We start from the raw sequence: 16,313 nt of genomic DNA, 5'->3' as shown, positions 1-16,313 counted from the left end.
AGTTTTTATTTATTTGATGGGATAGAGTGATACCTGAAACGATTTTCAGAGCGCCATCGGCGTAATGAAGCATCCTTTGCAAACGACGGGAGTCATCCAGCTTCCGTAAGATGTACATGAAAGCATTCGAGCCGGGCAGTCCCGCTCGAATCGCGACGGACTAAACCGACAGGCGCCAGGGAAGGGGGTGTGAATCCCCCGCAGCCCCCGCTGCTGTGATGCTGACGAACCCATATTTAGCCACTGATCCGCTTACCGGATTGGGAAGGATGGGGGAGGACGACGCTAAGCCAGAAGACCTGCCTGTCGGTAATAATCAACAACTTCGGTGGGAAGTGGGTTGCTCAGATGCGTACAGTCGAAAGACTGGGAATGCACGCAGCCCTACCACCCGGCACAGGATCGGGGTATGGCAGCCAGGCAGCACGCATTTATTCTCGCAGGTACCGGCAGCGGTTGTGGTAAAACCACCGTTACGCTTGGCCTGCTCAGCCTGTTGAAGCAGCGCGGCATGCGGGTGCAGCCGTACAAAGTCGGCCCGGACTACCTCGACACCGGCTGGCACACCGCCGTCAGCGGCGTCGCTTCATGCAACCTCGACGGCTTTATGCTCCCGGAACCGGTGCTTAACGCGCTGTTTTGCGAACGGATGCAGCGGGCGGATATCGCGGTTATTGAAGGCGTAATGGGGCTGTATGACGGCTTCGGCGCCGACCCCGGCTACTGCAGCACCGCCGCGATGGCCAAACAGCTCGGCTGTCCGGTTATTCTGCTAGTGGATGGCAAAGCGGTTTCCACCTCTATCGCCGCCACGGTGATGGGATTTCAGCACTTCGACCCCAGCCTGAACATCGCGGGCGTTATCGTCAATCGCGTCAACAGCGAAACCCATTATCAGCTTCTCAAAGGCGCCATTGAACGCTACTGCGGGCTGCCGGTGCTCGGCTACGTACCGCGAGTGGAAGGGGTGGCGTTACCCGAACGCCATCTGGGGCTGGTTACCGCCCGCGAGTCGCTGGTGAACCAGCAGCCGTGGCGCGATTTTGCCCACATGCTGGCGCAAACCCTGGATATTGAAAGACTTCTTACCCTCAGCCAGCTCAGTTCATTACCCGCCGGGGAGTGGCCGCCGCTGCCGCGCTCTGATGCTGGCGCAGGCCTGACGCTGGCGCTGGCCGACGACGAAGCCTTCAACTTTTACTACCCGGATAACCTCACGCTGCTGGAGCGCTGCGGGGTGAATATCGTGCGCTTCAGCCCGCTGCACGATAGCGAGCTTCCTCCGTGCCAGATGATTTGGCTCGGCGGCGGCTATCCGGAAATTCACGCCGCCGCGCTGGCGGCCAATACGCCGATGCTGGCGCAGCTGCAGGAGGCGCACCGACGTGGCGTGGCGATTTACGCCGAATGCGGCGGTCTGATGTATCTCGGCAGCACCCTTGAAGATGCCAGCGGTGAGATCTATCCAATGGCCAACCTTATTCCCGGCCATAGCAAAATGGGCAAACGGCTGACCCGCTTTGGCTACTGCGAGGCGCGGGCGATGCGGCAAACTCTGCTGGCGGCGCCCGGCGAAACCCTGCGCGGGCACGAGTTTCACTACTCGGATTTTACCCCCGAGTCCCCGGCGGTCCTGGCCTGCCGCAAAGTCCGCGACGGCATCACCCTTCAGCAGTGGTCGGGCGGCTGGCAGGTGGGCAACACGTTCGCCAGCTATCTGCACCTGCACTTTGCGCAGCGTCCCATGATGCTTAACCACTGGCTGGCTGCGGCAAGGAGCGCGCTATGACGCTGCTGGCCTGGGGCGTTGCCTGGCTCCTTGATTTTATTATCGGCGATCCGCAGAGCTGGCCGCACCCGGTGCGCTGGATTGGTAACCTGATCGCCGCCGTTCAGCGCGGCGTGCGCCGCTACTGTCACAGCGATGTGGCCCTGCGCCTCGGCGGCGCGGTGATGTGGCTGGTGGTGGTCGGGCTGACGTGGGGCGTCTCCTGGGGCGTGCTGACCCTGGCGCAGGCGGTCCATCCGTGGCTTGGCTGGCTGGTTGAAGTATGGATGATTTTCACCGTGCTGGCCGGACGCTGCCTGGCGCAGTCGGCGCGGGACGTAGAGCATCCGCTGCGCGCGGGCGATCTCGCTGAAAGCCGTATCAAACTCTCCTGGATTGTCGGGCGCGATACGTCGCAGCTTGAAGCGCGGCAGATTAACCGCGCGGTGGTGGAGACGGTGGCGGAGAACACCGTCGACGGCATTATCGCGCCGCTCTTCTTTCTGCTGCTGGGCGGCGCGCCGCTGGCGATGGCCTATAAAGCGGTCAATACCCTGGACTCGATGGTTGGCTATAAGCACGAAAAATATCGCGCGATCGGCATGGTCAGCGCCCGCCTCGATGATGTCGCCAACTTTATCCCCGCGCGCCTGAGCTGGCTGCTTATTAGCCTCGCCGCTCTCCTCTGCGGTGAAGCGGGCGGCCGCGCGCTGCGCATCGGCTGGCGCGACCGCTACAACCACAGCAGCCCGAACTGCGGCTGGTCGGAAGCGGCGGTCGCCGGGGCGCTCGGCATCCGGCTTGGCGGCCCTAACGATTATTTTGGTCAGCGCGTGGAGAAGCCGTGGATCGGCGACGCGACGCGCGATATTTCCGTAGACGATATTCCCCGAACGATTCGACTGATGTGGGTGTCTTCGACCCTGGCGCTGGCGCTGTTTATGGCGGTCCGGTACTGGCTGGTCGGCGCAGCCTGAGGACAAATGAATGCACTATATCCAGCAACCGCAGGCGATTGAGGCGAAAAGCTTCGACATTATTGGCGACATTATTGCGCAGACCCGCCCGGACTACCGCTTTGCCAGCCCGCTGCACGAAGCCATTATCAAGCGGGTGATCCACACCACCGCCGATTTTGACTGGCTGGATATTCTGTGGTTTTCGCCCGACGTTCTTCCGCGCTTGAGCGCCGCCCTGAGCCAGCCCTGCACGCTTTATACCGATACCACCATGGCGCTCTCCGGGATCAATAAAACCCTGCTGGCGAAATTCGGCGGCGAGTGCCGCTGCTATATCAGCGATCCGCGGGTGGTGGCGGAGGCCAAGGCGCAGGGGATGACCCGCTCGATGGCGGCGGTCGATATCGCGGTCGCCGAAGAGGGCGAGAAGGTGTTTGTTTTCGGCAATGCGCCCACCGCGCTGTTTCGTTTGCTGGAGCATGACGTCGCGGTCAACGGCGTGATTGGCGTGCCGGTCGGTTTTGTCGGCGCGGCGGAGTCGAAAGAGGCCCTGACGCAGAGTGGCCTGCCGGGTATCGCCGCGCTGGGTCGTAAAGGCGGCAGCAACGTCGCCGCCGCCATCGTCAACGCCATTTTGTACCACTTACAGGGGGCGCGATGAGCGAGCAATCCTTTGACGCCCCGGTGTGGCATAACGGCAAGGCGCTGCGCAAAGGCTATACCACCGGATCCTGCGCGACGGCGGCAGCCAAGGTCGCAGCGCTGATGGTGATGCGCCAGCATCTGATTCATCAGGTCTCCATTGTTACCCCTTCCGGCGTCACCCTGTGCCTTAACGTCGAGTCGCCGCACGTCGAAGGGCAGCAGGCGATCGCCGCCATTCGTAAAGACGGCGGCGACGATGTTGACGCCACCCACGGGATGCTGATTTTTGCCCGCGTGACGCTCGACGATTCCGGCGAGATTACCCTGCGCGGCAGCGAAGGCGTCGGCACGGTCACCCGCAAAGGCATCGGCCTGCCCATCGGCAGCCCGGCGATTAACCGCACTCCGCGCCATACCATTGAGTCGGCGGTGCGCGAAGCGATAGGCCCGTCGCGCGGGGCCGAAGTCGAGATTTTCGCCCCGGAGGGCGAGGCGCGGGCGCAGAAAACCTATAACTCGCGGCTCGGGATCCTGGGCGGCATCTCGATTATCGGTACCACCGGTATCGTGACGCCGATGTCGGAGGAGAGCTGGAAGCGTTCGCTGTCGCTGGAGCTGGAAATTAAGCGCGCGGCGGGGCTGGAGCGGGTGGTGCTGGTGCCGGGCAACCACGGCGAGCGCTTCGTCCGCGAGCAGATGGGCATCGATTCGCAGGTGGTGGTCACCATGAGCAACTTCGTCGGCTACATGATTGAAGAGGCCGTGCGCCTCGGGTTCCGCCAGATTGTGCTGATCGGCCACCCTGGCAAGCTGATTAAAGTCGCCGCCGGGATCTTCCACACCCACAGCCATATCGCCGATGCGCGGATGGAAACCCTGGTCGCGCATCTGGCGCTGCTGGGCGCGCCGCTGGCGCTTTTGCAGTTGGTGAGCGAATGCGATACCACCGAAGCGGCGATGGAGCACATCGACGCGTACGGTTTTCAGCATATCTATCACCATCTTGCCGAACGCATCTGCCTGCGGGTGATGCAGATGCTGCGCTTTACCAAAGCGCCGCCCGTCTGCGACGCCATCATGTTCTCCTTTGATAACAAGGTCCTCGGCAGCAATCGGCCGATCGCCGAGATTGCGCGGGAGATGTCATGTTAACGGTGGTTGGCATGGGCCCGTCGGGCCTGCATCTGATGACGCCGGCGGCGCGGGACGCGGTCGCCAGTGCGGACGCGCTGGTGGGCGGCAAGCGGCATCTGCAGCAGTTCCCTGAGTTTGACGGCGAACGGTTTGCACTGGGGGCCAATATCGCCGAACTGCTGGTCTGGCTCGGCGAGCGTGACGCGCAGAAGGTGGTGGTGCTGGCCTCCGGCGACCCGCTCTTTTACGGCATCGGTACGCGGCTGATAGCCCACTTTGGCATCGATCGCGTGCGCATTATTCCCGGCATCAGCGCGGTGCAGTATCTCTGCGCGAAGGCCGGTATCGATATGAACGATATCTGGCTGACCAGCAGCCACGGGCGAGACGTCTGTTTTGATGAGCTGGCGCGCCAGCGCAAGGTGGCGATGGTGACCGACGGGCGCTGCGGGCCGCGGGAAATCGCCGCCCAGCTGGCGGCGCGGGGAAAAGGGTATCGCTGGATGGTGATTGGCGAAAATCTGGCGATGGATAACGAGCGGATCCGCTGGCTACCGGTCAGTGAGGTCGACGGTGAATATGAGATGAACGCGGTGGTGATCCTCGATGAAAGATGAGCTTTTTCTGCGCGGCGAGAAGGTGCCGATGACCAAAGAGGCGGTTCGCGCGCTGGCGCTGGCCAAACTTGAACTGCACCGGGCAAGCCACCTGATTGATATCGGCGCCGGTACCGGCAGCGTGTCAATTGAGGCGGCGCTGCAGTATCCCTCGCTGCAGGTGACGGCGGTCGAACGCAACCCCGCGGCCCTGCAGCTGCTGGACGAAAACCGCCAGCATTTCGCCTGCGGCAACATTGAGATCCTGCCCGGCGAAGCGCCGATGGTGATCACCGAACGCGCCGATGCCATTTTTATGGGCGGCAGCGGCGGCCGCCTCGACGCGCTCATTGACTGGTCGTGGCAGCAGCTCTACCCCGGCGGTCGTCTGGTGATGACCTTTATCCTCCAGGAGAACCTGAACGCCGCTCTCGACTATCTGCGGCTGAAGGGAATCGAACAGGTTGATTGCCTGCAGCTGAACGTTTCAGCGCTGACAACGCTTGGCAGCGGCCACTATTTCAAACCGAATAATCCCGTTTTTGTTATCGCCTGTCAGAAGGAAGAAAACCATGGCTGAGACATTTGATCCCCGTAGTGTGTGGTTCGTTGGCGCAGGGCCGGGCGACCGTGAGCTGATTACCCTCAAGGGCTACCGCTTGCTCCAGCAGGCCCAGGTGGTGATCTACGCCGGGTCGCTGATAAACACCGAGCTGCTGGAGTATTGTCCGCCTGGCGCTGAGTGCCACGACAGCGCCGAACTGCATCTGGAGCAAATTCTCGACCTGATGGAAGCCGGGGTTAACGCCGGGAAAACGGTGGTGCGTTTACAGACCGGAGACGTGTCGCTGTACGGCTCGGTACGCGAGCAGGGCGAAGAGCTGACTAAACGCGGCATCGACTGGCAGGTGGTGCCGGGCGTCAGCGCGTTTCTGGGCGCCGCGGCGGAGCTGGGCGTCGAATACACCGTCCCGGAAGTCTCCCAGAGCCTGATTATTACCCGCCTCGAAGGGCGTACGCCGGTGCCGGAGCGCGAGCAGCTTGAGTCGTTTGCCAGCCACCAGACCTCGATGGCGATTTACCTCTCCGTGCAGCGTATTCATCGGGTAGCGGAGCGCCTGATTGAAGGCGGTTACCCGGCAACCACGCCGGTAGCGGTGATCTATAAAGCGACCTGGCCGGAAAGCCAGACCGTACGCGGCACCCTGGCGGATATCGGCGACAAGGTGCGCGAGGCGGGGATCCGCAAAACGGCGCTCATTCTGGTCGGGAATTTCCTGGGCTCTGAGTATCACTACTCAAAACTCTACGCGGCGGACTTTAGCCATGAATACCGTAAAGCCTGAATCAATCGCGCTTTTTTGCCTGACCCCAGGCGGCGTCCGGCTGGCGAAACGGCTGGCGGCGATGCTGCCGTTAACCTGTTTTACCAGCGAGAAGCTGCTGGAGGAGGGGTTTCTTCCCTTTGAAAACGGTTTTGCCAGCGCCGCGCGCGAGGCCTTCAGCAGCTATTCGGCGCTGATCTTCATCGGCGCCACCGGGATCGCGGTACGCGTGCTGGCCCCGCTGGTGAATGACAAGTTCAGCGACCCGGCGGTGGTGGTGATTGACGAGCGCGGCCAGCACGTTATTAGCCTGCTTTCCGGCCACGCGGGGGGCGCAAATGCCCTGAGCCGCTATCTGGCCGGGATGCTCGGCGCCGATCCGGTGATCACCACCGCCACCGACGTCAACGAGATGGCGGCGCTGGATACCCTGGCGTTCCAGCTTAATGCCCGAATGGTCGACTTCCGCGCGGCGGTGAAAACCGTCAACCAGATGTTGGTCAGCCATCAGCGCGTCGGCCTGTGGTGGGACGACGAGCTGGATGAAGACGTCAGCCGCTGCGACCGGCGTGGATTTATCACCGTGACCGATTTGCACCAGCTTCCTGAGCTGGACGCGCTGGTCTGCGTCACCCTGCGCAACGAACTGCCGGCGATCGCCGTGCCGCACTGGAAGCTGGTACCGCAGCGGGTGGTCGCCGGAATTGGCTGCCGTCGCGATACGCCATTCCCGCTGTTAGCGACGCTGCTGGCGCGCCAGCTTGAGGCGCAGCGCCTCGATCCGCTGGCGCTGAAAGCCATCGGCAGCGTCACGCTGAAGAAGCACGAGCAGGGGCTGATTCAGCTGGCCTCCTGCTGCCGCGTGCCGTTTGAAACCTTTACCGCTGATGCGCTGCGCGAGCATGAGCATCACTTTCCCGCTTCATCGTTCGTCAGAAACACCGTCGGCGTGGGGAGCGTATCCGGCCCGGCGGCCTGGCTGCTGAGCCATGGGCAACTGTTGGGCGAAACCCTGCGCGAACAGGGCGTCACTATTACTTTGGGAGTTTCACACTGATGTTAAGCGTAATCGGAATCGGCCCTGGCTCGCAGTCAATGATGACCATGGAGGCCATTGAGGCGCTGCAGGCGGCGGAAATCGTCGTTGGCTATAAAACCTACACCCACCTGGTGAAAGCCTTTACCGGCGATAAGCAGGTGATCAAAACCGGGATGTGCAAAGAGATTGAACGCTGCCAGGCGGCGATTGAGCTGGCGCAGGCCGGGCATAACGTGGCGCTGATCAGCAGCGGCGATGCCGGTATTTACGGCATGGCCGGACTGGTGCTTGAGCTGGTCAGCAAGCAGAAGCTGGATGTGGAAGTTCGCCTGATCCCGGGGATGACTGCCAGCATCGCCGCCGCCTCGCTGCTGGGCGCGCCGCTGATGCACGACTTCTGCCATATCAGCCTCAGCGACCTGCTGACCCCGTGGCCGGTGATTGAAAAGCGCATTGTCGCCGCCGGGGAAGCCGACTTCGTGATCTGTTTTTACAACCCGCGCAGCCGCGGCCGCGAAGGGCATCTGGCGCGCGCTTTTGAGCTGCTGTCGGCCAGCAAAAGCGCGCAGACCCCGGTGGGGGTAGTGAAGTCCGCCGGACGTAAAAAGCAGGAGAAATGGCTGACCACCTTAGGGGAAATGGATTTTGAACCGGTCGATATGACCAGCCTGGTGATCGTCGGCAATAAAGCGACCTATATCCAGGATGGCCTGATGATCACCCCGCGGGGCTACGTGCTGTGAGTGAGGTGCTGGTGATCGGCGGAACCAGCGACGCGCGGGCGCTGTGCCAGCAGCTTGACGCGGCGCAGGTTCGCTACACCCTGTCGGTGGCGACGCCGACCGGCCAGCAGCTGGCGGGCGATATTCGCGGGCGGGTGCGCTGCGGGCGTCTTGAGCCGGAGGAGATGATCGCCTGGCTGAAGGCCAACCGGACCCGCTGGGTGATCGATGCTTCGCACCCCTACGCCGAAGCGGTAAGCCGCAATATCGTCCGGGCCTGTGAAACCGCCGGCGTGCTGCTGAGCCGCTATCAGCGCCCTGAACAGCTGAGCGGCCTGACGCATCCGCTGCTCTATACCGTGGAGAGCATTGAACAGGCCTGCGAGGTCGCGCGGCGCTTCGGTCCGCGCGTGCTGCTCACCACGGGCAGCAAAGATCTGGCGCGCTGGCGGGCGGGATTAGGCGAAAAAACGCTGCTGGCCCGGGTGTTGCCGGTAGCCGATGTCATCGCGCAGTGCGCCGCGCTGGGGTTCGGCGTTGGCGAGATCTTCGCCCTGTGTGGGCCGTTCAGCGCCGAGTTCAACGCCGCTTTCTACCGCCAGTGCCGGGCCGATGTGGTGATCACCAAGGCCTCCGGCGCCGAGGGCGGCTATCAGGAAAAAGTACAACCCTGTCTGGATGCCGGTATCCCCTGCATCGTGATTACGCGCCCGGCGCCGCTGGTGACCGGTGAAGAATTACTGGAAAGTCAGGCTGCCTTTGCCCGGCGCTTAGCGCGCTGGCTGGCCGCTGCTTAAGGAGTCAGAAATGAAAAAAGCGCTTCTGGTGGTCAGTTTTGGCACCAGCTATCCCGACACCTGTGAAAAAAACATCGTCGCCTGCGAGCGCGAGCTGGCGGCCAGCTGCCCGGACCGCGACACGTTTCGCGCCTTTACCTCCGGGATGATTATCCGCAAGCTCAAACAGCGCGACGGCATTGAGATTGATACCCCGCTGCAGGCGTTGCAGAAGCTGGCCGAGCAGGGCTACCAGGATGTGGCGATTCAGTCGCTGCACATTATCAACGGCGATGAGTATGAAAAGATCGTCCGCGAAGTGCAAAGCCTGCGCCCGCTGTTCCTCCGCCTGACGCTGGGGGCGCCGCTGCTGAGCAGCCATAACGATTACGTCCAGCTGATGCAGGCGCTGCGCCAGCAGATGCCGCCGCTTGCCGCCGATGAAACGGTAGTTTTTATGGGACACGGCGCCAGCCATCACGCTTTCGCCGCCTACGCCTGCCTGGACCATATGATGACGGCGAAGGGGTTTCCGGCGCGGGTCGGCGCGGTCGAGAGCTATCCGGAGGTCGATATTCTTATCGACAGCCTGCGCCAGCAGGGGGTGAAGGGCGTGCACCTGATGCCGCTGATGCTGGTGGCCGGCGATCACGCCATTAACGATATGGCCTCGGACGAAGAGGATTCCTGGAAAACGCTGTTCAACGCCGCCGGTATCACGGCGACGCCGTGGCTGAACGGACTGGGAGAGAATCCGGCGGTGCGCGCGATGTTTGTCGCCCACCTGCGGCAGGCGCTGAGCCTGGCGATGGAGGAGGCGGCATGAGCGGCAAACTGTACGCCCTGAGCACCGGCCCCGGCGCCGCCGATCTGATCACCGTGCGCGCGGCGCGGGTGCTGGGCACGCTGGACATTCTCTACGCGCCCGCCGGACGTAAAGGCGGCGACAGCCTCGCGTTCTCCATCGTGCGCGAATATATCGGCGAACAGACCGAAGTGCGCTGCTGCCATTTCCCGATGAGCGCCGACAGCGCGGAAAAAGAGGCGGTGTGGGACGAGGTCGCCGCCGCGCTGGTTCAGGAAGTGGAAGCGGGCAAGCAGGTCGGGTTTATTACCCTTGGCGACGCCATGCTGTTTAGCACCTGGGTGTTCTTACTCCAGCGCATCGGCTGCCCGGAGTGGCTGGAGATTGTGCCCGGCGTCACCTCTTTCGCCGCCATTGCCGCGCGTTCAAAAACGCCGCTGGCCATGGAACAGCAGTCGCTGGCGGTGATCTCCTGCACCGCGCCGGAAACGGAAATCGAGCAGGCGCTGCGCCAGCATGAAAGCCTGGTGCTGATGAAAGTCTACGGGCGCTTTCCCCGCATCAAAGCGCTGCTGGCGAAAAACGGCCTGCTGGATGCCGCGCTGATGATGTCCGAAGCCACGCTGCCGGGCGAGCAGTGCTGGCGTCATTTGACTGAAGTCAGCGACGACCAGCCGCTGCCCTATTTCTCGACCATTCTGGTCAACAAACAGTGGGAGTATGCAGAATGAAACTTGAACAACAGCTAAAACAGCTGTCTTTCAGCGGCTTAGCTGCGGCGCTATTGCTGATAGTGGTGCCCGAAAAGGCTTTCGCGATGCACATCATGGAGGGGTTTTTACCGCCGATGTGGGCCCTGGCGTGGTGGCTGCTGTTTTTACCCTGCCTGTGGTACGGGCTGGTTCGCCTGCGCCGTATCGTGCAGGAAGATAATAACCAGAAGGTGCTGCTGGCGCTGTGCGGGGCGTTTATTTTTGTCCTCTCGGCGCTGAAAATTCCTTCCGTCACCGGCAGCTGTTCGCACCCGACCGGCGTCGGCCTGGCGGTGATTCTCTTCGGGCCGGGCGTGGTGGCGATCCTTGGGGCCATCGTGCTGCTGTTCCAGGCGCTGCTGCTGGCGCACGGCGGGCTGACGACGCTCGGCGCGAACGGCATGTCGATGGCGGTCATCGGGCCGGTGGTCGGCTATATGGTATGGAAAATGGCCTGCCGCGCGGGCATTCGTCGCGATGTCGGGGTGTTTCTCTGCGCCATGCTGGCGGATCTGGTGACCTACTTTGTCACCTCGGTCCAGCTCGGCGTGGCCTTCCCGGATCCGACTGCCGGCGCGACCGGCTCGATCGTCAAGTTTATGGGGATCTTCTGCCTGACCCAGATCCCGATCGCCATTGCTGAAGGGCTGTTAACCGTCATGATCTACGACCAGTTGACCAAACGTCAGCTAATTACCGCACAGGGGCATTAACATGAAAAAGACGCTGATATTGTTAGCCATGGTGGTGGCGCTGGTGATCCTGCCGTTCTTTGTCGATCACGGCGGCGAGTTTGGCGGCTCGGACGGCGAGGCGGAGAGCCAGATTCAGGTGGTCGCGCCGCATTATGAGCCGTGGTTCCAGCCGCTGTATGAACCGGCAAGCGGGGAGATTGAGAGCCTGCTGTTTACGCTCCAGGGCTCTCTTGGCGCGGCGGTGATATTCTATATTCTGGGCTACAGCAAAGGCAGACAGCGCCGTGATGACCGGGTTTGACCGACTCAGCTACCAGAGCCGCTGGTTTCACGTCGCGCCGGAGCGCAAGTTCCTGTTCTGGCTGCTGCTGATGGGGCTGGCCTTTACCCTGCCACCGCTGGGGCAGGGTATCGAAATGGCGCTGATTGCCGCCTTAACCTGCTGGCTGCTGCGGGTCTCGCCGTGGCGCTGGTGCCGCTGGATGGCGCTGCCGTTTGGCTTCCTGCTGATCGGGGTGTTGACCATTCTGTTTAGCGTCAGCCGCGATCCGCAGGATCTGCTGGTGAGCCTGCCGCTGGGCGGCGTCCGGCTGGGCATCACATCGGAGGGGCTGACGACCGCCAATCAGACCTTCTGGCGCAGCCTGGCGGCGCTGGCGTCCACCTTCTGGCTGGTGCTGAATCTGCCGTTCCCGCAGCTTATTGTGCTGCTCAAGCGTGGGCGGGTGCCGCGGCTGCTGACCGAGCAAATCCTGCTGACCTGGCGCTTTATTTTTATTCTGTTAGACGAAGCGCTGGCGATTCACCGTGCGCAAACATTACGTTTTGGCTACCGTAGCGTGCCGAAGGGCTATCGTTCGCTGGCCATGCTGGTAGGACTGCTGTTTACCCGGGTGATGATCCGCTACCAGCAGATGAGCACCACGCTGGATATCAAACTGTATCAGGGTGATTTTCACCTCTAAGGATAAGTATGCTTGCCACGACCGATCTCTGGTTTCGCTATCAGGACGAGCCGGTGCTGAAGGGGCTGACGCTGGATTTTTCCCATCACGCGGTGACCGGACTGGTGGGGGCGAACGGCTGCGGAAAATCGACGCTGTTTATGAATCTGAGCGGTCTGCTGCGCCCGCAGAGCGGGGCGGTGCAGTGGCAAGGAAAACCGCTGGACTACAGCAAGCGCGGCCTGCTGGCGCTGCGCCAGCAGGTGGCGACCGTTTTTCAGGACCCGGACCAGCAAATCTTCTATACCGATATCGACAGCGATATTGCCTTTAGCCTGCGTAACCTGGGGGTTGCGGAAGAGGAAATCGCCCGGCGGGTGGACGATGCGCTGACTCTCGTCGATGCCCAGGGGTTTCGTCACCAGCCGATTCAGTGCCTGAGCCACGGGCAGAAAAAGCGCGTGGCGATAGCCGGGGCGCTGGTGCTGCAGGCGCGCTACTTACTGCTCGACGAGCCGACGGCGGGGCTCGATCCCTCGGGGCGCGCGCAGATGATCGACATCATTAAGCGCATTGCCGATCGGGGCAACCACGTGGCGATCTCCAGCCACGATATCGATCTGATCTATGAAGTTAGCGATGCGGTTTACGTGTTACGCCGCGGCGAAGTGCTGGCGCACGGCGAACCCGGCGAGGTGTTTGCCCGCAGCGAACTGATGGCCCAGGCCGGGCTTACCCAGCCGTGGCTGGTGAAGCTGCACGCGCAGCTCGGGCTGCCGCTGTGTAAAACCGAAGAAGAATTTTTTACGCGGATGCGAAGCAACGCGATGAAGGAGGCGTCATGACGCTGGCAATTATGTTACAGGGCACCGCTTCTGACGTCGGTAAAAGCGTGCTGGTCGCGGGGCTGTGCCGTATTTTTTATCAGGACGGTCAGCGCACCGCGCCGTTTAAATCGCAGAATATGGCGCTCAATTCCGGTATTACGCCGGATGGCAAAGAGATGGGCCGGGCGCAGATTTTCCAGGCCGAAGCGGCGGGGATTACGCCGGATGTGCGCATGAACCCGGTGCTGCTCAAGCCGACCAGCGACCGCAAAGCGCAGGTGGTGCTGATGGGCAAGGTGGCGACCGATATGGACGCGGTGAGCTATCACGAATATAAGCCGCGCCTGCGCGAACAGATCCTCTCGGTCTATAACAGCCTGGCCGCCGAACATGATGTGCTGGTGCTGGAAGGGGCGGGCAGCCCGGCAGAGATCAACCTGCGCGATCGCGACATCGTCAATATGGGCATGGCCGAGATGGCGCAGTGCCCGGTGATCCTCGTGGCGGATATCGATCGCGGCGGCGTATTCGCCTCTATCTACGGCACCCTCGCGCTGCTGCACGGCCACGAGCGCGCGCGGGTCAAGGGGGTGATTATCAACAAATTTCGCGGCGACGTGGCGCTGCTCTACTCCGGGATCGAGCAGATAGAAGCGCTCACCGGCGTCCCGGTGCTCGGCGTGATGCCGTGGCTGGACGTCGATCTCGAAGATGAGGACGGCGTGGCGCTGCAAAAAGGTAAATATCTGCGCACCGACAGGCGCGACATTGAGATTGCCGTGGTTCAGCTGCCGCACATCGCCAATTTTACCGATTTCAACGCGCTGGCGGCGCAGCCGGACGTCCGCGTCCGCTACGTTCGCCAGCCGCAGGAGCTGGCGGGCGTGGATATGATTATCCTGCCGGGCAGTAAAAACACGCTCGGCGATCTGCGCTGGCTGCGCGAAAGCGGTATGGCGCACGCGGTACTGCAGGCCCGGCGTCAGGGCGTACCGGTGCTGGGGGTCTGCGGCGGCTACCAGATGCTCGGCGAAACCATTATTGATGAGGTGGAGTCGGGGCTTGGCACGCAGCCGGGGCTGGGGTTGCTCAATACCGTCACCCACTTTGCGCAGCACAAAACCACGACCCAGGTGACGGCGACCCTGGCCCTAGGGCTGCCGGCGTGGCTGGCGGCAACGGCGGGGCTGGCCGTACGCGGCTATGAGATCCATATGGGCGAAACCGAGCTTCGCGACGGCTGCCGTTCGCTGATGCAACTCCATAAAAACGGGCTGAGCGTAGCGGACGGCGCGGTCAGCGATGACGGCCTGGCGTTTGGCACCTATCTGCACGGCCTGTTTGATAGCGATGAATTTACCCGCGCGCTGGTTAACGGCCTGCGCCAGTGTAAAGGGCTGGCGGCGCTGGATAGCGATTTCGAATATGCGCAGTATAAATCCCGCCAGTTCGATCTGCTGGCCGACGCGATGCGCCAGTATATCGATATCGAAAAAATCTACGCCATCATGCGCCAGCATCAGGAGCCCATATGCTGACTTTAGTCACCGGCGGGGCGCGCAGCGGTAAAAGCCGTCATGCCGAAGCGCTGATTGCCCATGCGCCGCAGGTACTGTACATCGCCACCTCGCAGATCTTTGATGACGAGATGGCGGCGAGGATCCAGCACCACCGCGACGGCAGGCCCGCACACTGGCGTACCGCCGAGCGCTGGCAGCAGCTTGATGAGCTGATAACGCCGGATATCGCCCCGCAAGAGGCGATTTTGCTGGAATGCATCACCACCATGGTGACCAACCTGCTGTTTGCGCTGGGCGGCGACAGCGCACCGGACGGCTGGGATTATGCGGCGATGGAACGGGCGATCGACGCCGAAATCGACGTCCTGATCGCCGCCTGCCAGCGCTGTCCGGCCCGCGTGGTGCTGGTGACCAACGAAGTGGGGATGGGGATTGTGCCGGAGAATCGTCTGGCCCGCCATTTCCGCGACATCGCCGGGCGCGTCAACCAGCGTCTTGCGGCGGCGGCGGACGACGTCTGGCTGGTGGTGTCGGGCATCGGTGTGAAAATCAAGTAAATCAGGCGCTCCGTACCGGGAGTTATTCTTCCTGCTGGCTCTGCCCTGAGCCAGCCAACATGACGAGAACCTCTATGCAAAGCTTAACCTCTCTACTGGGTGCGATCCCTGCGCCTGATGAAAACGCGATGGCGCGCGCCCGGCTTCATATTGACGGCCTGCTGAAGCCGCCCGGAAGCCTTGGACGCCTTGAAGATCTTGCCGTACAGCTGGCGGGCATGCCCGGCCTTGACGGCGTCCCGCAGGTGAAAAAGAAGGCGCTGCTGGTGATGTGCGCCGACCACGGCGTGTGGGACGAAGGGGTCGCCATCTCGCCGAAAGCGGTCACCGCGATTCAGGCGGCGAATATGACGCTAGGCAAAACCGGCGTTTGCGTACTGGCGGCGCAGGCGGGCGCGAAGGTGCACGTCATTGACGTCGGGATCGATGCCGAGCTTATTCCGGGCGTTATCAACATGCGCGTGGCGCGCGGCTGCGGCAATATCGCCGTCGGTCCGGCAATGCGCCGCGGCCAGGCGGAAGAGCTGCTGCTGGAGGTGATGCGCTATACCCGAGGGCTGGCGCAGGATGGCGTGACGCTGTTCGGCGTCGGGGAGCTCGGGATGGCGAATACCACCCCGGCGGCGGCGATTGTCAGCGTCCTGACCGGCAGCGATGCCCAGGAGGTGGTGGGGATTGGCGCTAATCTGCCGTTGGCGAAAGTCGCTAACAAAGTGGAGGTGGTGCGTCGGGCAATTGCCGTCAATCGACCCGACCCGAATGATGGCCTGGACGTGCTGGCGAAAGTGGGCGGTTTTGATTTATTGGGGATGACGGGCGTGATGCTGGGCGCGGCCTCCTGCGGCCTGCCGGTGGTGCTCGACGGCTTCCTCTCCTACGCGGCGGCGCTGGCGGCGTGCCGAATTGCGCCGGAAGTGAAACCCTATCTAATCCCGTCCCACTATTCGGCGGAGAAGGGCGCGCGTACGGCGCTGATGCATCTCGAACTGGAGCCCTACCTGAATATGGGGATGCGTCTGGGCGAAGGCAGCGGCGCGGCGCTGGCGATGCCGATCGTGGAAGCGGCCTGCGCGATGTACCACGAGATGGGCATGCTGGCGGCGAGCAATATTGTTTTGCCGAAGGGCTGAGAAAGGCATTAGGGGGCGGCGCTGCGGCGTTCCCTGAATCAGGCATAAGATTTTGCGGAGCGCAGAAACAAAAAAACACCCTTGAGGGTGTTTATGATGTTGGTTGCGGGGGCCGGATT

Annotated in this window: 19 protein-coding genes and 1 riboswitch; all 19 genes read left to right on the top strand. The window is 62.3% G+C overall.

Annotation, left to right across the window (positions count from 1 at the left end):
• Nucleotides 1-116 precede the first annotated feature (116 nt).
• Nucleotides 117-321: riboswitch (cobalamin riboswitch) on the top strand.
• Nucleotides 322-409: 88 nt separating this feature from the next.
• On the top strand, nt 410-1,789 hold the full coding sequence (locus KOSB73_RS23175; RefSeq protein WP_049085269.1) for a cobyrinic acid a,c-diamide synthase CobB: 1,380 nt from the start codon (nt 410-412) through the stop codon (nt 1,787-1,789).
• Nucleotides 1,786-2,745, top strand: a complete 960-nt coding sequence (gene cbiB, locus KOSB73_RS23170; protein ID WP_004133656.1) for an adenosylcobinamide-phosphate synthase CbiB — start codon at nt 1,786-1,788, stop codon at nt 2,743-2,745. Before KOSB73_RS23175 ends, cbiB begins: the two co-directional genes overlap by 4 nt.
• 10 nt (nt 2,746-2,755) lie before the next feature.
• A complete protein-coding gene (locus KOSB73_RS23165) occupies nt 2,756-3,388 on the top strand; it encodes a cobalt-precorrin-8 methylmutase (RefSeq protein WP_004133657.1) in 633 nt (210 codons plus the stop codon).
• A complete protein-coding gene (gene cbiD / locus KOSB73_RS23160) occupies nt 3,385-4,524 on the top strand; it encodes a cobalt-precorrin-5B (C(1))-methyltransferase CbiD (protein ID WP_098141053.1) in 1,140 nt (379 codons plus the stop codon). Before KOSB73_RS23165 ends, cbiD begins: the two co-directional genes overlap by 4 nt.
• Complete coding sequence (locus KOSB73_RS23155; RefSeq protein ID WP_004133663.1) at nt 4,518-5,123, top strand: cobalt-precorrin-7 (C(5))-methyltransferase; 606 nt, start codon at nt 4,518-4,520, stop codon at nt 5,121-5,123. Before cbiD ends, KOSB73_RS23155 begins: the two co-directional genes overlap by 7 nt.
• On the top strand, nt 5,113-5,682 hold the full coding sequence (locus KOSB73_RS23150) for a decarboxylating cobalt-precorrin-6B (C(15))-methyltransferase (RefSeq protein WP_004133665.1): 570 nt from the start codon (nt 5,113-5,115) through the stop codon (nt 5,680-5,682). The genes KOSB73_RS23155 and KOSB73_RS23150 overlap by 11 nt, the downstream gene beginning before the upstream one ends.
• A complete protein-coding gene (locus KOSB73_RS23145; protein ID WP_004124472.1) occupies nt 5,675-6,448 on the top strand; it encodes a cobalt-precorrin-4 methyltransferase in 774 nt (257 codons plus the stop codon). The genes KOSB73_RS23150 and KOSB73_RS23145 overlap by 8 nt, the downstream gene beginning before the upstream one ends.
• Nucleotides 6,429-7,484 carry a cobalt-precorrin 5A hydrolase gene (gene cbiG, locus KOSB73_RS23140; RefSeq protein WP_004133670.1) on the top strand — a complete coding sequence of 352 codons (1,056 nt, stop codon included), beginning with the start codon at nt 6,429-6,431 and terminating at the stop codon, nt 7,482-7,484. Before KOSB73_RS23145 ends, cbiG begins: the two co-directional genes overlap by 20 nt.
• Nucleotides 7,484-8,209 carry a precorrin-3B C(17)-methyltransferase gene (locus KOSB73_RS23135; RefSeq protein WP_004124467.1) on the top strand — a complete coding sequence of 242 codons (726 nt, stop codon included), beginning with the start codon at nt 7,484-7,486 and terminating at the stop codon, nt 8,207-8,209. The genes cbiG and KOSB73_RS23135 overlap by 1 nt, the downstream gene beginning before the upstream one ends.
• Nucleotides 8,206-8,985, top strand: coding sequence for a cobalt-precorrin-6A reductase (locus KOSB73_RS23130; RefSeq protein ID WP_004133679.1), 780 nt, complete (start codon nt 8,206-8,208; stop codon nt 8,983-8,985). The genes KOSB73_RS23135 and KOSB73_RS23130 overlap by 4 nt, the downstream gene beginning before the upstream one ends.
• A 10-nt stretch (nt 8,986-8,995) precedes the next feature.
• A complete protein-coding gene (gene cbiK / locus KOSB73_RS23125) occupies nt 8,996-9,790 on the top strand; it encodes a sirohydrochlorin cobaltochelatase (RefSeq protein ID WP_004133681.1) in 795 nt (264 codons plus the stop codon).
• Nucleotides 9,787-10,500, top strand: coding sequence for a cobalt-factor II C(20)-methyltransferase (locus KOSB73_RS23120; protein WP_004133682.1), 714 nt, complete (start codon nt 9,787-9,789; stop codon nt 10,498-10,500). The genes cbiK and KOSB73_RS23120 overlap by 4 nt, the downstream gene beginning before the upstream one ends.
• Nucleotides 10,497-11,234 (top strand): cobalt ECF transporter S component CbiM, encoded by a 738-nt coding sequence (cbiM, locus tag KOSB73_RS23115; RefSeq protein WP_004124457.1) that lies wholly within the window; start codon nt 10,497-10,499, stop codon nt 11,232-11,234. Before KOSB73_RS23120 ends, cbiM begins: the two co-directional genes overlap by 4 nt.
• A gap of 1 nt (nt 11,235) precedes the next feature.
• Nucleotides 11,236-11,517, top strand: a complete 282-nt coding sequence (locus KOSB73_RS23110; protein ID WP_004133685.1) for an energy-coupling factor ABC transporter substrate-binding protein — start codon at nt 11,236-11,238, stop codon at nt 11,515-11,517.
• The gene (locus KOSB73_RS23105; RefSeq protein WP_049085251.1) at nt 11,504-12,181 is read left to right on the top strand and encodes an energy-coupling factor ABC transporter transmembrane protein; all 678 of its coding nucleotides are present in this window, start codon (nt 11,504-11,506) and stop codon (nt 12,179-12,181) included. Before KOSB73_RS23110 ends, KOSB73_RS23105 begins: the two co-directional genes overlap by 14 nt.
• Before the next feature lie 8 nt (nt 12,182-12,189).
• Complete coding sequence (locus tag KOSB73_RS23100; protein WP_004133686.1) at nt 12,190-13,005, top strand: energy-coupling factor ABC transporter ATP-binding protein; 816 nt, start codon at nt 12,190-12,192, stop codon at nt 13,003-13,005.
• Entirely contained in the window at nt 13,002-14,525 is a 1,524-nt protein-coding gene (locus KOSB73_RS23095; protein WP_098141051.1) for a cobyric acid synthase, read from the top strand. Before KOSB73_RS23100 ends, KOSB73_RS23095 begins: the two co-directional genes overlap by 4 nt.
• Nucleotides 14,519-15,064 (top strand): bifunctional adenosylcobinamide kinase/adenosylcobinamide-phosphate guanylyltransferase, encoded by a 546-nt coding sequence (cobU, locus tag KOSB73_RS23090; RefSeq protein WP_024358522.1) that lies wholly within the window; start codon nt 14,519-14,521, stop codon nt 15,062-15,064. Before KOSB73_RS23095 ends, cobU begins: the two co-directional genes overlap by 7 nt.
• 74 nt (nt 15,065-15,138) lie before the next feature.
• Nucleotides 15,139-16,194, top strand: coding sequence for a nicotinate-nucleotide--dimethylbenzimidazole phosphoribosyltransferase (cobT, locus tag KOSB73_RS23085; RefSeq protein ID WP_049085253.1), 1,056 nt, complete (start codon nt 15,139-15,141; stop codon nt 16,192-16,194).
• Nucleotides 16,195-16,313 lie beyond the last annotated feature (119 nt).

It is taken from the genome of Klebsiella grimontii, from assembly GCF_900200035.1.
In the GTDB taxonomy this organism is placed as follows: domain Bacteria; phylum Pseudomonadota; class Gammaproteobacteria; order Enterobacterales; family Enterobacteriaceae; genus Klebsiella; species Klebsiella grimontii.
This window is presented reverse-complemented; position numbering and strand designations above follow the sequence as displayed.

Excerpts from the sequence above, each read along its gene's own strand:
- KOSB73_RS23095 (WP_098141051.1), top strand. The coding sequence starts at position 13,002 with ATGACGCTGGCAATTATGTTACAGGGCACCGCTTCTGACGTCGGTAAA.
- cbiD (WP_098141053.1), top strand. The coding sequence starts at position 3,385 with ATGAGCGAGCAATCCTTTGACGCCCCGGTGTGGCATAACGGCAAGGCG.
- KOSB73_RS23165 (WP_004133657.1), top strand. The coding sequence starts at position 2,756 with ATGCACTATATCCAGCAACCGCAGGCGATTGAGGCGAAAAGCTTCGAC.
- KOSB73_RS23135 (WP_004124467.1), top strand. The coding sequence starts at position 7,484 with ATGTTAAGCGTAATCGGAATCGGCCCTGGCTCGCAGTCAATGATGACC.
- cobT (WP_049085253.1), top strand. The coding sequence starts at position 15,139 with ATGCAAAGCTTAACCTCTCTACTGGGTGCGATCCCTGCGCCTGATGAA.
- cbiB (WP_004133656.1), top strand. The coding sequence starts at position 1,786 with ATGACGCTGCTGGCCTGGGGCGTTGCCTGGCTCCTTGATTTTATTATC.
- KOSB73_RS23120 (WP_004133682.1), top strand. The coding sequence starts at position 9,787 with ATGAGCGGCAAACTGTACGCCCTGAGCACCGGCCCCGGCGCCGCCGAT.
- KOSB73_RS23155 (WP_004133663.1), top strand. The coding sequence starts at position 4,518 with ATGTTAACGGTGGTTGGCATGGGCCCGTCGGGCCTGCATCTGATGACG.
- KOSB73_RS23105 (WP_049085251.1), top strand. The coding sequence starts at position 11,504 with ATGACCGGGTTTGACCGACTCAGCTACCAGAGCCGCTGGTTTCACGTC.
- KOSB73_RS23150 (WP_004133665.1), top strand. The coding sequence starts at position 5,113 with ATGAAAGATGAGCTTTTTCTGCGCGGCGAGAAGGTGCCGATGACCAAA.
- KOSB73_RS23175 (WP_049085269.1), top strand. The coding sequence starts at position 410 with ATGGCAGCCAGGCAGCACGCATTTATTCTCGCAGGTACCGGCAGCGGT.
- KOSB73_RS23145 (WP_004124472.1), top strand. The coding sequence starts at position 5,675 with ATGGCTGAGACATTTGATCCCCGTAGTGTGTGGTTCGTTGGCGCAGGG.
- cbiG (WP_004133670.1), top strand. The coding sequence starts at position 6,429 with ATGAATACCGTAAAGCCTGAATCAATCGCGCTTTTTTGCCTGACCCCA.
- KOSB73_RS23100 (WP_004133686.1), top strand. The coding sequence starts at position 12,190 with ATGCTTGCCACGACCGATCTCTGGTTTCGCTATCAGGACGAGCCGGTG.
- cbiM (WP_004124457.1), top strand. The coding sequence starts at position 10,497 with ATGAAACTTGAACAACAGCTAAAACAGCTGTCTTTCAGCGGCTTAGCT.
- cbiK (WP_004133681.1), top strand. The coding sequence starts at position 8,996 with ATGAAAAAAGCGCTTCTGGTGGTCAGTTTTGGCACCAGCTATCCCGAC.
- KOSB73_RS23110 (WP_004133685.1), top strand. The coding sequence starts at position 11,236 with ATGAAAAAGACGCTGATATTGTTAGCCATGGTGGTGGCGCTGGTGATC.
- cobU (WP_024358522.1), top strand. The coding sequence starts at position 14,519 with ATGCTGACTTTAGTCACCGGCGGGGCGCGCAGCGGTAAAAGCCGTCAT.